Origin of the sequence: Botryobacter ruber, assembly GCF_003347595.2 — a bacterium.
Lineage (GTDB): Bacteria > Bacteroidota > Bacteroidia > Cytophagales > Hymenobacteraceae > Pontibacter > Pontibacter ruber_A.
Map to the genome: position 1 here is coordinate 168,111 of NZ_QCZK02000061.1, position 14,694 is coordinate 182,804.

Annotated in this window: 11 protein-coding genes; 7 read left to right on the forward strand and 4 right to left on the reverse strand. The window is 50.6% G+C overall.

What is annotated here, in order from left to right; genetic code table 11:
• Positions 1 to 402: 402 nt before the first annotated feature.
• Together DCW36_RS22130 and DCW36_RS22135 are read left to right on the forward strand one after the other, a co-directional pair.
• Positions 403 to 4,632 carry a gliding motility-associated C-terminal domain-containing protein gene (locus tag DCW36_RS22130; RefSeq protein WP_164891212.1) on the forward strand — a complete coding sequence of 1,410 codons (4,230 nt, stop codon included), beginning with the start codon at positions 403 to 405 and terminating at the stop codon, positions 4,630 to 4,632.
• Positions 4,633 to 4,651: 19 nt separating this feature from the next.
• Entirely contained in the window at positions 4,652 to 5,659 is a 1,008-nt protein-coding gene (locus DCW36_RS22135) for a PorP/SprF family type IX secretion system membrane protein (protein WP_114780717.1), read from the forward strand.
• Between the two features lie 311 nt (positions 5,660 to 5,970).
• Here the strand turns inward: DCW36_RS22135 and DCW36_RS22140 are convergent, their stop codons facing one another.
• The 3 genes from DCW36_RS22140 to DCW36_RS22150 all read right to left on the reverse strand — a co-directional run bounded on the left by DCW36_RS22140 (position 5,971) and on the right by DCW36_RS22150 (position 8,100).
• A complete protein-coding gene (locus DCW36_RS22140) occupies positions 5,971 to 6,717 on the reverse strand; it encodes a PRC-barrel domain-containing protein (RefSeq protein WP_114780718.1) in 747 nt (248 codons plus the stop codon).
• A 28-nt stretch (positions 6,718 to 6,745) separates the two neighbouring features.
• The gene (locus tag DCW36_RS22145) at positions 6,746 to 6,946 is read right to left on the reverse strand and encodes a hypothetical protein (protein ID WP_114780719.1); all 201 of its coding nucleotides are present in this window, start codon (positions 6,944 to 6,946) and stop codon (positions 6,746 to 6,748) included.
• A 212-nt stretch (positions 6,947 to 7,158) separates the two neighbouring features.
• Complete coding sequence (locus DCW36_RS22150; protein WP_114780720.1) at positions 7,159 to 8,100, reverse strand: DUF808 domain-containing protein; 942 nt, start codon at positions 8,098 to 8,100, stop codon at positions 7,159 to 7,161.
• Positions 8,101 to 8,669: 569 nt separating this feature from the next.
• Between DCW36_RS22150 and DCW36_RS22155 the strand changes: the two genes are divergently transcribed.
• From DCW36_RS22155 to uvsE, 3 genes are all read left to right on the forward strand, one after another.
• Positions 8,670 to 9,410 carry a hypothetical protein gene (locus DCW36_RS22155; RefSeq protein ID WP_125185274.1) on the forward strand — a complete coding sequence of 247 codons (741 nt, stop codon included), beginning with the start codon at positions 8,670 to 8,672 and terminating at the stop codon, positions 9,408 to 9,410.
• A gap of 266 nt (positions 9,411 to 9,676) precedes the next feature.
• Positions 9,677 to 10,324 (forward strand): carboxypeptidase-like regulatory domain-containing protein, encoded by a 648-nt coding sequence (locus tag DCW36_RS22160; protein ID WP_114780722.1) that lies wholly within the window; start codon positions 9,677 to 9,679, stop codon positions 10,322 to 10,324.
• Positions 10,325 to 10,387: 63 nt separating this feature from the next.
• On the forward strand, positions 10,388 to 11,284 hold the full coding sequence (gene uvsE / locus DCW36_RS22165) for a UV DNA damage repair endonuclease UvsE (protein WP_114780723.1): 897 nt from the start codon (positions 10,388 to 10,390) through the stop codon (positions 11,282 to 11,284).
• Here the strand turns inward: uvsE and DCW36_RS22170 are convergent.
• Positions 11,276 to 11,773 carry a DUF4112 domain-containing protein gene (locus DCW36_RS22170; protein WP_114780724.1) on the reverse strand — a complete coding sequence of 166 codons (498 nt, stop codon included), beginning with the start codon at positions 11,771 to 11,773 and terminating at the stop codon, positions 11,276 to 11,278. The genes uvsE and DCW36_RS22170 overlap by 9 nt on opposite strands.
• 310 nt (positions 11,774 to 12,083) lie before the next feature.
• Between DCW36_RS22170 and DCW36_RS22175 the strand changes: the two genes are divergently transcribed.
• Positions 12,084 to 13,424, forward strand: a complete 1,341-nt coding sequence (locus DCW36_RS22175; RefSeq protein ID WP_114780725.1) for an MBL fold metallo-hydrolase — start codon at positions 12,084 to 12,086, stop codon at positions 13,422 to 13,424.
• Positions 13,425 to 13,844: 420 nt separating this feature from the next.
• On the forward strand, positions 13,845 to 14,693 hold the full coding sequence (locus tag DCW36_RS22180) for a sulfite exporter TauE/SafE family protein (protein WP_114780726.1): 849 nt from the start codon (positions 13,845 to 13,847) through the stop codon (positions 14,691 to 14,693).
• Position 14,694: the final 1 nt, after the last annotated feature.

The window sequence follows — 14,694 nt, forward strand, 5'->3', positions numbered from 1 at the left end:
TTATATTATTATTAATCGTATATCACTTATTATAAACTAAAAATTATTTATTATAATTTTTTAAAGTAAATCAAGTAAAATTAAGTTGGGATTATCAGGCGCATTCGTGAGTTATGAAAAAATAAGCCCTGTAAAGTTCTGTAGCTGTTATAGTTTGCTCTAAACCCATTAATCTAATTATAATATTTTACCAATTATTATATGCGGACACCCTTACTACCCAGAATCCATTTTTTAGCCTTTCTGTTATGTGTTTTCACATTCCTCCAGGCACAAGCCCTTGACAACAGTTGTAAGGCAACCCTATCTGCAAACAATACAGCCCTGTGTGGTCCGGGCACTTCTGTCAGGCTGGCGGTAAACCAAACCGGCTACACGTACACCTGGTACAAAAACGGCACAGTGATAAATGGGCAAAGCGGCGGCACCCTCACGGTTGTTGAACCAGGAAGCTATACTGTCAGAATAAATAACCGCCTGAATTGTAAACCCGAAGACACGCAGTCTGACGAAATAAAAGTAACGGTCAGTACGAAACCGGTAGCCGGCTTCACTTTTAACGCCGGAGACCAATGCGCCGGATCAGAAATAAAGTTCACGAGCACCTCTACCGGCGAGGATCTGAAGTATTCCTGGAACTTCGGAGACCAGGCCTCCGGGGCTAACAACACCAGTACAGACGAGTCGCCGTCGCATGCCTACAGGGGCTTTATTGGCACCTCCCAGAAGTACACCGTTACGTTAAAAGTTACAAACGAAGCTGGTTGCGAAGCTGTAATCACAAAAGAGGTGGTCGTTAGCGAAGGTCCGGATGCAACACTCGAAGAGATAGACGTTCCGCCAGGCAATACTCCTTTTGCGAACTGCTCCACCAACCCGGATAACATTGCCTACACCCTGAAGGTGGAAAACAAAAGCACCACGCCGGAATTAAACAAAAGTTACGCGATTGATTGGGGCGATGGTACTAAAATAGATTTAGGAAGCACCTTTGAAAACGCAACCCACGTCTATGCCGAGCGGGGAATGTATAAACTTGTATTCACGATTACGGGTAACAACGGCTGTGAATCCAAAACATCTTATAAAGTCTACAACGGCAGCAAACCCAGTCTGGCCATCGGTAACCCTGGTCATACCATGGGTTGTGCCCCACAGGTTTACACCTTCCCGATCAGCAGCATAGAAGATAACTCCCCCGGCACCAGGTATATCTTCCAGTTTGATGACGGCACTGACCCTCATATTTATACCCAGGAAAACTTACCTGCCACAATCAGCCATACTTTTACAACAGCCTCCTGCGACAGGCCGAATGGCTCTTTTACGCTGACCGGCCGGGCCGAAAACCCATGCGGCGAAACCACGGTGGTGGTAAGTTCGATTAAAATTGCGGCGAAACCTACCGTTGATTTCAGCACCCCCACCGACTCCGTTTGCCTGGGGCAGGTTGTTCCCCTCCTGAATGAAACCATCAACGGCAGCACCATCACCAATACCGGGCAGTGCGACAGAAGCTCCACTTTCCACTGGGATGTGCAGCCGGCAACCGGTTGGGCGTTTTATCCCGGCAGTACTGCCACCACCGAAGAGCCTAAATTAGTTTTTTCAATACCAGGAAGCTATAAAGTAACGCTTAGCGCAACCAACAGCTGCGGCACCGATGTGATTACAAAAGATGTGTATGTCATCTTCCCGCCTGTAGCTGCTTTCACCATTGGCGAAGCCGAAACCTGTAACAATTTAGTAGCTGTTACCAATGCCTCTACAGGCGACAAGCTGTCCTATACCTGGTCTGTCAGCCCGAATTCAGGCTTCACCTTTGCCAGCGGAACACTTAACAGCAAAAACCCGGTATTTGATTTTGCAGAAACCGGCGATTACACCATTACGCTGGTTACATCAAATCCTTGCAGCACCGCCACCGCCACACAGCAGGTAAAAATCATGAAAAAGCCGCTGGTACAGCTTCCGGAAAACAAAGGCTACTGCAGTCCGCAAACCATTAAATTTGATGCATCCAATGCCCTCCACACCCCCGTCTTCAGGAGCAACAACAGCCCGATCTCGGCTTATACCTGGACCATTTCGGGAGGCGCGGCATTTGTAAACGGAACTACTGCCAACTCGCAAAACCCGGAGATAAGCTTCCCCTCGAATGGCACCTATACCGTAACAGCACAAGCCACTAACGGCTGTGGCGAGTCAGAAATAGCAACCCAGGTCATCACCATTGCGCCACCCGTTACCAATAACATCATCTCCAGCGACCAGACTATTTGCGGCAATACAGCGCCTGCCACACTCACTGGCCCTGTACCATCGGGTGGCTCCGGCTCCTTTACCTATACCTGGGAATACAGCACAACCGACGGCACCTCCGGCTTCCAGGCAGTAACCGACGCTACAGACAGGGAATTTACGCCAACAGCACTCACCCAAAACACCTGGTTCAGGCGGATTGCAAATTCAAATGGCTGTGAAGAAATATCAAACGCCGTCAAGATTACAGTTAATCCTGCCCCGGACGCTCCAATTGTGGCCGGAACAGCCATCTGTACCGGTAGCGCCACCCAACTGACGGTAGAGAACCCGAACGGCACCTATGAATGGTTCAGCGACGACACGGGCACCACCCGCATCCACACCGGATCTACTTTCCCGACAGCTGCGCTTCAGACCACCACTACGTATTATGTACATACCAAAAACGCCCTAGGCTGCCCCAGCCCCTTAACTGCTGTTACCGTAACGGTTGAGCAACAGATAACCAATAACACCGTTTCGCAGGACCAGCTCCTGTGCACGGGAGCTACGCCAGTTGAATTGCTTGGTTCGGTTCCGGAAGGTGGTAACGGGAACTACACCTACCTCTGGGAAAGCAGCACAACAAGTTCATCGGCAGGTTTTGCGCCGGCCCAGGGCAATAATAAAGAACAACATTACTCCCCGGGCGACATCGGCCAGACCACCTGGTTCCGCCGTGTGGTAACCGCAGGCGTCTGCCAGCAAAGCACCAGCGCACCAGTACAGATTTCCGTGGCCGTTCCTATTTCAAATAACCAGATCTCCACACCGCAGGCTGTGTGCGAGGGGACGCAACCTGCCACACTCAAAGGCACCACCCCCACCGGTGGAAATGCCAGTCTCACCATCCTCTGGGAAAGCAGCACCACCGGGCCTAACGGAACCTTTGCTCCTGCTGCAGGCATAAATAACCAGTCCGACTACACCCCCGGCCACCTTACCCAAACAACCTGGTTCAGGAGGGCGCTGTATGCCGGGGGCTGCTCAAACGTTTCGGCAGCCATCCAGATTTCTGTGGTAAAGCCACTCAGCAACAACACCATCAGTTCTGACCAGTTGATCTGTGTGGGTACGGTTCCTGCTCCTTTACAGGGCACCACTCCGAAAGGAGGCAGCGGCACCTATACCTTCCTGTGGGAAATCAGTACCGACAATGTGGCTTTCGTGCCGGCACCAGGCACCAACAACCAGGAACATTACAACCCGAAACTGCTCTCAAAAGATACCTGGTTCCGCCGCACCGTTTCGGGCGGCACTTGTGCCGAACTGCAAAGCAACGTGGTAAAAGTAGCGGTGATGGCGCCTGTTACCTACAACAACATCGGAACTGCGCAACGTATCTGTGCCCAGACGGCTCCGCTAAAACTGAACGGCTCTTTGCCTAATGGCGGAAACGGCTCCTTTACGTATCTCTGGGAATGGAGTGCCGTAAGCGCAACGGATGGTTTTACACCGGCACCCGGCGTTAACAACGACGTGCATTATCAACCCGAAAAGCTTACACGCAACACCTGGTTCCGCCGCAAAGTAATTCTGCCACCCTGCCAGGAAAACATCAGCCCCGCCGTGCTGGTAACCGTTGACCCGCTGCCGGAAGCACCGGATGTAGCGGGAGGCATCACCTGCCCGGGCGGAAACGTAGTAATGAAGGCATCATCGCCCATAGCGGGATATGTAATTGAATGGTACGACCAGGAACAAGGAGGAGTCGTGCTGCACAAAGGCACCACCTATACCACCGAACCGCTCCTGACCACGACCGACTATTATATCCAGACCACGAACCAGTACGGCTGTGCCAGTGAGCGGGTAAAGGCTACGGCGGTTGTCGTAGAACCAAGCGCAAATGCCGGACCGGACATTACCATGATGCAGGGCCGCAGCACGCAGCTGTTAGCCTATGGGGGCGAAACTTATTCCTGGTCGCCTGTTGCAGGGCTTTCCGATCCGAATGTGCACAACCCGGTTGCCAACCCGCAGGAAACCACCACCTATACCGTAACCGTCACCACAAAAGAGGGATGTGTTTTCACGGATGAGGTAACCATAACCGTACTACCACAAATTGAAATCGCCAACGCGATTACCCTTAACGGCGATGGCATTAACGACACCTGGTACATAGGCAATATTCAGCACTACCCTAACTGCCGCGTGCAGATTTTTAACAGGTGGGGGGCGCTGGTATTCGAATCCAAAGGCTACCAGACTCCCTGGAACGGCACCAACCAGGGGCAGCCATTGCCTATGTCGGCTTACTATTACATTATTGACCTGGGAGTAGCAGAAGAACCACTAGCAGGCAGCATTACGCTTATTAAATAACACCTTTACCAGCAGCACTATGAAGTACTTTTATTTTATAGCCATTTTCTGTTTAGCCTTACCTGCCCTGGCCCAGCAGCGGCCGCAGCATACGCAGTATTTCCAGAACAACTACCTGCTTAATCCCGCTGTGGCTGGTATCGAAAGTTTCGCCGATGTCCGTTTCGGCTACCGCAACCAATGGACCGGCATGGAGGGTGCTCCTGTTACGTTCTACGCCAGTGCCCAGACCGCCATCGGGAAAAACGACCGGAACATTGTACCAACCCGGGGCCAGAAGTCCTACTTTAAAAGCACCAAACAAACCGCCAACAGAAACAACCGCTTTCATGTGCAGCCGCACCATGGCATTGGCGCGGTGGCCCAGATGGGCAGGGCTGGCTTACTGACGACTGCGTCCATGAACGTGAGCTATGCCTACCACCTGCCCATTACCCGAACACTGAACCTCTCCAGCGGCATTACCACCGGCATGGTACAGTACCGGTTAAACAGGAACGGGGTAAAAGTGCAGACTGACAACGATCCGTTTATTTATGGCGACTTCGGCAACCTGAACAAACTGGACCTGGGCATTGGCATGTGGCTTTACAGCCGCGATTTTTATGTGGGACTTTCAGCCATCCAGCTCCTGAAAAGCAAAAATGACGTTGACATCAACGATGGGCCGAAAGCGTCGCTCCAGCCGCACTTTTATGCAACAGGCGCCTACCGCTTCCTGTTCTCCGACATGGTTGCCTTCACCCCTTCGGTAATGATTAAAATGGCAGACCAGGGCACAACAGCCGCAGACGTAAATGCGAAACTGATTTACGGGCAGCGTTTCTGGGCCGGCCTCTCCTACCGCCACCAGGATGCCACCTCCGCTATGGCCGGCTTTTACCTCACGCCCATGATCGACCTCAGCTACTCCTACGACTTTACCACCTCCGAACTTCGAAGGGTAAGTGCTACCAGCCACGAAGTAGTGGTAGGCATAAAGCTCAGCAACCCGCAAAAAGTGCTGTGCCCGACCTGGGTCTGGTAAATATCGCAGCAGGATGTTGCTCCTGCAAACCAGGGAGCAGTGGCTGTGGTGGCAGGAGCTGCAGACTTTCCAGGGATGCTGATAAGGCCACATTCTACTACAACAGTGGTAGTAAGCACAAACAAGAAGGCTAAAAGGAGTAGAGAAAATGTTATCTCAATCCTTTTAGCCTTCTTGTTTTGAAAAGCGCTGCTAGTATCGCTACCCTAAGCCTGGAACCCTGTCAATCGGTGGTTAGCATAATTTACTGCAGCTGCCACCACAGCCGCTGCTCCCTTGCAACACTTTAGTTTTTAGGGCAGCACAGGCAATTACAGATCCAGTGCTCTTCTTTTCAGAAGTAAGTACTCTTCGTCTGAAATAGATCCTCTCTGGCGAAGATGGTCCAGCCTTTCAATAGTAGTGATGGAGCTTTCAACAGTTCTCGGATTGTCAACTTCCTTGTGCAGGTCTTCCGCTGAAAGGGAGGAATAGTCCGGTTCTGCATAATCACGTGCCGGAATTCTATCCCTGTTTATTTCCTGATTGTAAGTGTAAAACCTGTCTTCATTGTACGTGTCGTTGTTATAAAAATCATCAGAGATGCGACGCGTATTTCCGGGTTGCTGCTGAAGTGCCTGGCCAAACTCTGCTTTGTAATCATCTTTGGCATCGGGCAGGAACTCCCGCTGTGACTGACGCAGGTTATCGCGCACAGCGTACTCATACTCATCTGTTATCGGGCCACCAGTGTAAACAGGATACCTGGCAATGGATTTTGAATCGATGGAAGAAACAAACACATTTCTGCCGCCCTTGTCCAGGGCAGCTGCCCCGATCGGGATAAGCAAATACTGATCATTGCTGGTATTAAAAAACCTGCGGTTCGCCACTACTGCCAGGTAGCGCGCCTTCATGGCCTTTGGGTCCACAATTAGGTCTTTCACGATGCCTAAACTCTCGCCATCGGCGCCAACTACTCGCCAGCCAAGTATATCCGGATTATCTTTTGCAATTTTATAGTCTTTCAGGTTGCTTAGCGGCACCAGCCTTCCAGCATTTATTTCATAATTATCCATTGTTCATACCTTTTTAAATTGTTCTACTTCAGACAGAAACAAAATAAACCGACTCAAACTTGCCCTGCGCAGGAATAACCATACCGGTAGCAGGGGGCTCTTCGTCTTCAACGTCATCCCTGTCGGATGCAAGTTCATAAATACCCCAGGCCAGTAGCCCTAGCAGGAGAAGCAGGAACAGCCATGGCCAAATCGGCTTCCTTTTACGTTCTAACTTTATTTCTACCATTTTTCCTTGATTGTTGCCGCCATAATTTTCGGGCCACCTGTCGTAAAACAGGCAGCAGGCACTATGGTGAAGTTAATACGCTAATTCTGAAACGAATGTTAAAAGGAAAAATGGATATCAGTAAGAAAGCCAAAAGGAGGCTCCTGCCCTCAAATGAAAAATAAAACAAACTACCAGGTATGAATCCCGGATACGGAAGTACAGAATAACAATTAAGTGCTCTGGGTTTTCGGCCCCTTCACAACCCGCCGCACAAGCACCACTATTTTTTCGATAACGGCACCTAAAATAAGCCCGCCGATACCGCTAACCAGCACCTTTGCAAGCCAGGCAAGCGCGGGAATGTCTGCCAAAGAGTGCTCCAGGTTGTCCAGCGCGTGGCTGGTAACCGGAATACCATGTGCAATAATTTCGGCCCCCACCCACAGCATGGCTGCGGTTCCAATATACCCGAGGGCCTTTAAAAAGTGCGGCATAAAAGTAACAATCCCGCGCCCGATCCGCCTGATCTGCGGGTGAAAGGTGTCTTTGGCCATGTGCACGCCAATGTCGTCGGCTTTTACAATCAGGCCCACAAACCCATAAACGGCAACCGTAATAAACACCGCCACACTAAACATCACCACAATCTGGGTGGCCAGGGCCTTATCGGCGACAGTGGCATAGGTAATGGCAACAATTTCAGCCGAAAGAATCATATCGGTGCGCACGGCGCCTGTAACGCGTTCTCTTTCCAGTTCTTCGGGTGTAACCACTTTTACCCCTTCTTCCGGGACATGCTGGTCCTCCTCCTCGTGTTTACTGAACATGGAATGCACTTTCTCATATCCTTCAAAACACAAAAAAGCACCACCCAGCATCAAGATCGGGGTAATGGCCCAGGGCGCGAAAAACCCGAGCAGCAAGGCCGCCGGGCTTAAAATCAACACCTTATTTAGTAAGGATTTTTTGGCGATCCGGTAAATAATCGAAAGCTCGCGCGACGGGTCGAGCCCCACCACATACTTGGGCGTTACAGCCGTATCGTCAATCACAATGCCTGATACTTTCCCTGTTGTTTTTGATACCTGGGCGGGCACATCATCGAGGCTTGCCGCGCTCGCTTTAACAAGCGCAGACACATCATCGAGTAAAGCGAGAAGTCCTGAAGCCATTCTATTTTGCTATTTTTGCTATCGTATGAATCCTGATTAATTTATTTTTAGTACCACCCTGGTGGCACGTACGAGACTGCCAGTATCCTGACAATTACGCCACGTCGGATGGCGATATTACGAAATATATCTGTTAGTACACCTGTTAAGCTTATAATTTGATTTTTTCCTGCCCGCTGCCATTTGTACCCTCTAAAAGTTCTGCACCCACAGCCACCATTCCCGCTGCTCCTGCCCAGAACAACTTCAGGCACAAAAAGCGAGACTTCAGCCAAGGCACCCCTCTTTCTCAGGCAGCCAACGCAAATAAACATTATCCAATCACACGTTGGCTCCACCCTGTAATCACAACAAGTATCCGGGGCAGCTCCTGAAACAAACCCACAACCACAAATAACTGAATTCCAAAAATTTAAAAATCAAACAAGCAGCTCCTGTTTCAGTTTTTAGCAAAATTATAAACCAACAGTATAGACAACCGTAAAAAGCTATGGTACAGTAAATTGGTTTTTTACTATTATTAACCGGTTTGCTGTACCTTATTTATTTTATAGATAAATGATAAAACAATGAAAAAGGTTATTTATTCAATATTCAGTGTCAGTGTTCTTCTTTTTGCATCCTGTTCCGAAGACAGGGGCACAACGACCGAGGTGGCGGATGCCAACGAGGATGAAGTTGTAAACCAGTCCAATATCCGGGGTTTTGGCGATGAAATTGGCAAGGACGTAGGTGCTAATACGCCTTCAACGGTTGCTGATTATCGCGAACGCTCCGAGCATATTACCGAACAGATGGCTACGGATCTGCAGCTCGACGAGCCTGCACAGCAACGGGTTTCGGCTATTATCTACGACCGCGAAAGAAGATTAGGTGAACTGGAAGGCCGCTATAACTTTAGCGAAACAAACCGAATGGGCGGCCGTGTTATGGATGAAAACGACATGGGCACCAGGATGGAAGATCCGATGATGCAAGATAAGACCAGCACCACCACAGACACCAGGATGATGGATGATGCCGGCACCATGGAACGCGACAACACAGCCATGACCGCTGAACGTAAAAAAATTATGGCAGATGCCGACAAGGAGCTGAAGTCGGTTTTAACAGCCGAACAGTATAACAAGTTCGTACAGAACCGCACCAAATACGATGAGCTGAAATATAAAAACGATGCCACCGACACCAAAATCAAGTCTGAAGGCGATGAGATGAAGTACAAGTCAGATGATTATAAAGTGAAAGTGGAAGGCGATGAAACGAAAATAAAAACTGAAAACGAAAAGATGAAGATGGAGCGGAAATAAGCAAGGTAATTTTTCGGCTTATTGCACACAAAAGCCTGTAGTTTAAAAGCTGCAGGCTTTTGTTTTTGGAAAACGCCTACAGAAAACTGCCATTCCGGTGAGGCGCCGGCAAAGCAGGCTTCAGCACCGGCAGGTGCTGGCAGGTTTTTTGCTTATTTCCTTCCCGGCATTCCGCAACAATATTTTAGACTCTTGATAATTTTTCCGTAATTTTATCGTAACTACTTTAACTTAAAATACGCAAAACTGCGGCTCCTTTAGTACACATGCTCCGACATCCACTGCTTCTGTTCCTCCTCTTTTGTCTTCTGCTCTGCAGCCTGCCGGCTACAGCCCAGAAAGCTATCAGGATTAGTGGCAGCATCCTGCAACCCGATAAAACAACACCGGTTCCGGGGGCCAATGTCATCAAGTTTAGTACAAAAACAGGGGTGGTATCGGATGATCAGGGGAAATTCCTGATTGATATGCAGCAGGAAGACACGCTGCTGATACGGGCCATCGGGTACAAACCGGTACTTTATGTGCCCAGCAAGCTGCCTGTTTCGGAATTGCGGGTAAAAATTGTGCTGCAGGAAGATAGCGTGATGCTCGGAGAGGTGGAAGTAACCATACGCCCATCGCAGGAAATGATCGAGCGCGCTATGCGTAACATGAAGCAGCCGCAGGTAAGCCAGGCCAAAAAACCGGGCTATATACCGCCTGCCGAAGAACCGGCCCCGCCGACACCCGTCGCTCCTACAGCAGCCAGCCCCATTTCGATGCTCTACGAAATGCTCTCGAAAGACGGAAAGGAACGGGCCAAACTACAGCAGCTCATTCAGCAACTCGAAAAGGAGCAGCGCCTGAAAGAGGCAGAAGAGAAGAAAAAAGAGTACAACCGCTTCTTTAAAGACAACACCGGCTACGAATAAAAAGCAGCCGCCTGAAAACATTTTTGCATTAGGCAGGTTAAAAGGGCTACAACACCTGACCGTATGAAGATTGGCTACCCCTGCATCAACGAGAGCCTCGACTGCTCCTCTTCCCGAACATTCCGGCTGGCATCTTATTCCGAAGAGCGGCTAATCTCTTCCGTTGAACAGAACCTGGCCTGCCTGCGCCGCATCCTGGAATACAACGTGCAGCACGGCATGCTGTTTTTCAGGCTCACCTCCGGGCTGGTGCCCTTTGCCTCGCATCAGGTGAATACCTACAACTGGCAGGAGCACTTTCAGCCGACATTCAAAAGCCTGGGCGATTACATCAAAAGCCACAACATGCGCATCTCCATGCACCCCGACCAGTTTGTGGTGCTCAACTCGCCAAACGAGCAAACAGTACGCAACAGCATTGCTGAACTCGTGTACCAGGGAAGTGTGCTCGACCTGATGGGCCTCGACACCACCGCCAAACTGCAGATACATGGCGGCGGCGCGTACGGCGATAAACCCACGGCCCTGAACCGCTTTGCAGACGTGTACCACACTCAACTGCCCGAAGCCGTAAAAGCACGCCTTTGTGTTGAAAACGACGACCGCACCTATTCGCTGCAGGACTGCCTGGTGCTGCACGAGCTCACCGGAATGCCCATTATCTTCGACAACTTCCACCACGAGTGCAACAGCAACGGCGAACCCATGCGCGAAGCCGTGCAACTGGCCTCCCAAACCTGGCAGCCCGACCGCGACGGCATCCTGATGATGGATTACAGTTCACAGGCCCCTGGCGAGCGCAAAGGCAAGCACGTGCAAAACATACAGGAACAGCTTTTCCACGATTTCCTGGCAGAAACCGAAGGGCTGGACATGGACCTGATGCTCGAAATTAAAGACAAGGAAGCCAGCGCCCTAAAAGCCATCGAAATAGCCCGTTCGATGGGCCGGCTAAAATAAACTTGCCAGCAGCTGATACCCCCATTCCACCAGTTGCCACATAATCCAGCCCATCAGGATGAGCAGCAGTACAATGGCTATCAGCACACCAATCACAATGCCTTTGCCGCTGCCCTGGTACCTGCCTTCGGCATAGTGGCTGCGCAGCATTTTCACATTCCGGGAATTGGCTTTGTAAGCAAAGTCGAAGATGTTCCCCAGAACGGGTATACTCCCAATCACAGCATCCAGGGCCACGTTCAGGAGCATGAGCGCCACCAGTTTTCCGCTGGCGCCGTGCCGGGCCATAGTCAGGATCAGCATCGCCGAAACGGCAAACGAAGCCAGGTCGCCCACCCCCGGAATCAGTCCCAGGATCGGGTCCATCCCGAAACGCCAGGTAGTGCCAGGAACGGAAAACTGGTTATCCATGATCCTGGTAATATGGTCTACCCACTTCAGCTTCTCGGAGCGAGGCGTGCGGGTATAGTGTGTGTTGAATTCTGCCATAGCCGCTTATACGCATAGCAGCAACTATAGGTGCCCCAGCACCCTTTCAGGCACTTTACTGTCATCAAAACTTCCCCTCTTCACGTCACCAGCACGCATTTTTATGTACTGCTCCTGCCACCACAGCCACTGCTGCTGCTTCATTTTGCTCCAGTCTCTGCCCGAAGCTACTGTGTGACCTCCATCACTGAAGCGGGATAAACGCGACTGTACCTTTGTGAACAGGAAATAAAAAAAGGATTAAGGTTGATTCATTCAGGTGCAATAACGTAAATCAAAGTAATCGCTCCATCAAAAAACAATAATTATTATGAAAATTAAACAGTTTGAAGATAAAGGATTAGCCCATTACTCCTACGCCATTTTAAGCGAGGAAACAAAAGAGATTGTACTCGTAGACCCTGCCCGCGATCCGGCGCAATATTATGCCTTTGCCAGCGCCAACAATGCCAGCATAGTGGGTGTGATAGAAACGCATCCCCATGCCGACTTTGTGAGCGCACACCAGGAGATTCACCGGAAAACAGGGGCCACCATTTACACGCACAGCCTGGTAGACGCCGATTATCCGCACCAGGCATTCGACGAAGGGTCCGAAATTACGGTCGGCGACATTAAGCTCAAATCACTGCACACCCCCGGCCACTCCCCCGACAGCATCAGCGTGGTGCTGGAGCATGAGGGAAAGGACAAAGCGGTATTTACCGGCGATACCCTGTTTATTGGCGATGTGGGGCGTCCGGACCTGCGCGAGAAGGCGGGAAAAGTGATGGCAAAACGCGAAGAACTGGCCCGGCAGATGTACCACAGCACCCGCGAAAAACTCATGAAACTGAACGATGACGTGCTGGTGTACCCCGCCCACGGTGCCGGAAGCCTCTGCGGAAAAGCCCTCAGCAGCGCCAACAGCAGCACCATAGGCGCCGAGAAAACAGGCAACTATGCCCTGCAGCCCATGAGCGAAGAAGAATTTGTAAAGCTGCTCCTCCAGGACCAGCCCTTCATCCCCAAATATTTTGGCTATGATGTGGCCCTCAACAAACAGGGGGCACCAGCCTATCAAGAAAGCATTGCAGCTGTAAAACGACTGGAAAAGAACTTTTCGCCCGAAGCAGGCGCCCTGGTCGTAGATGCCCGCGACCAGCAGACCTTTAAGCAGGGCCACCTGCCAGGTGCCTATAATATACAAGCAGGAAACAAGTTCAAAACCTGGCTCGGAAGCATCATTGACCCCGAAGAGTCGTTTTACCTGGTGGCGCAGGACGAAAAGGAGCTGGAGGAACTGATTGCCAGGGCAGCCAGGATCGGATACGAAAGCAAAATAAAAGGTGCCTTTGTGCTGGAAGGAAAAGCCCCTGCCTCCTCCCCTGCCCTTGATCTTAGTAACTTCGAAGCACACCCCGAAAACTACACCATCGTCGACGTCCGAAATGCTTCCGAAGTAGATGGGAAGTTGATCTTTGACAAGGCCATTCATATTCCGCTGCACGAACTGCGGGAGCGGGCAAGCGACATACCGGAGGAAAAGCCGGTGGTGGTACACTGTGCCGGCGGTTATCGCTCTGCCGCTGCCAGCAGCATCCTCGAAAAAGCCCTGCCCCACACCAAGGTACTGGACCTGAGCGAAGACATCAGCAGATTTAAAGAGTAAGTGCATGCCAAAAGCCGGTGCGGTTCCTAACTGCACCGGCTTTTTCAGCTGAAGCTCCCAAAGCCTGCGGTATGCGTAGCCGTTGTGCTGAGGCTGTGGAGGCAACAGCAGCAGCGTTTTACCTCCCGGTTTACCAGGAGGCAAACGTATTTCAGATGATTATATTCCCACTGCCAGCCGCAGCCAGCGCCCGAAACAAATTTGAACTTAAAAAAGACAGAAGCCGGGCTAAATCCCCTTACTGCACCTGCCACCACTCCCGCTGCTCCTGCTCAGCTGCTACCTCCCGGTGGCTGTAGCAGGAAAAAAACAAGACCAACATACAGAAACGCAACAATTCCTGCTCTGTGATAATAGTCACTGTAAAGCCTTTCACAACCTGGTACCTTTGTATAAGGTTAAACTCATAACAATAATAAAATGGAAATTTTTGGATATGTAGCAGCTCTCGTCATTGGTCTTTCGCTAGGTCTGATTGGTGGCGGAGGCTCTATTCTTACGGTTCCGGTACTGGTTTATATGATCGGGTTAAACCCGGTTATCTCCACCGCTTACTCCCTTTTTATAGTAGGCCTCACCAGCCTGGTTGGCAGCTATAAGTTTTACAAAAAAGGGCTGGTCAGCCTGAAAACGGCTGTTGTGTTCGGTATTCCGTCTATTATATCGGTCTATATTACCCGCCGTTACATTGTACCGGCCATTCCCGACGAGCTGTTCACGATGGGCGATCTGCTCGTAACAAAGGACATTATGCTCATGCTGCTGTTCGCCGGGCTGATGGTATTCGCCTCCCTGAGCATGATCCGCCAGAAAAAAAAGGATGATGTGCTAACCGACGATAACGCCGACACAGCAATCGACATCGCCCACGAACAGCCCACGGTACATGCCAAACCAAAATTTAACTATGGCGGCATTCTGGCCGAAGGACTGGTGGTTGGTACCATCACGGGCCTGGTGGGTGCAGGCGGCGGCTTCCTGATTATTCCGGCACTGGTGCTCTTCAGCAAACTCGACATGAAAATGGCTGTTGGTACTTCACTGCTCATCATTGCGGCAAAATCGCTGCTGGGCTTTGTGGGCGACATCTATAATTACGACATCAACTGGACTTTTCTGGCCATTTTCTCCACCATCTCCATCGCCGGTATTTTTGTGGGCTCCTTCCTGTCCACTAAAATTCATGCCGATAAACTGAAGGTATCGTTCGGATGGTTTGTGCTGCTGATGGGGATTTATATCCTGGTAAAAGAAATTTTTCTTTCCTGAG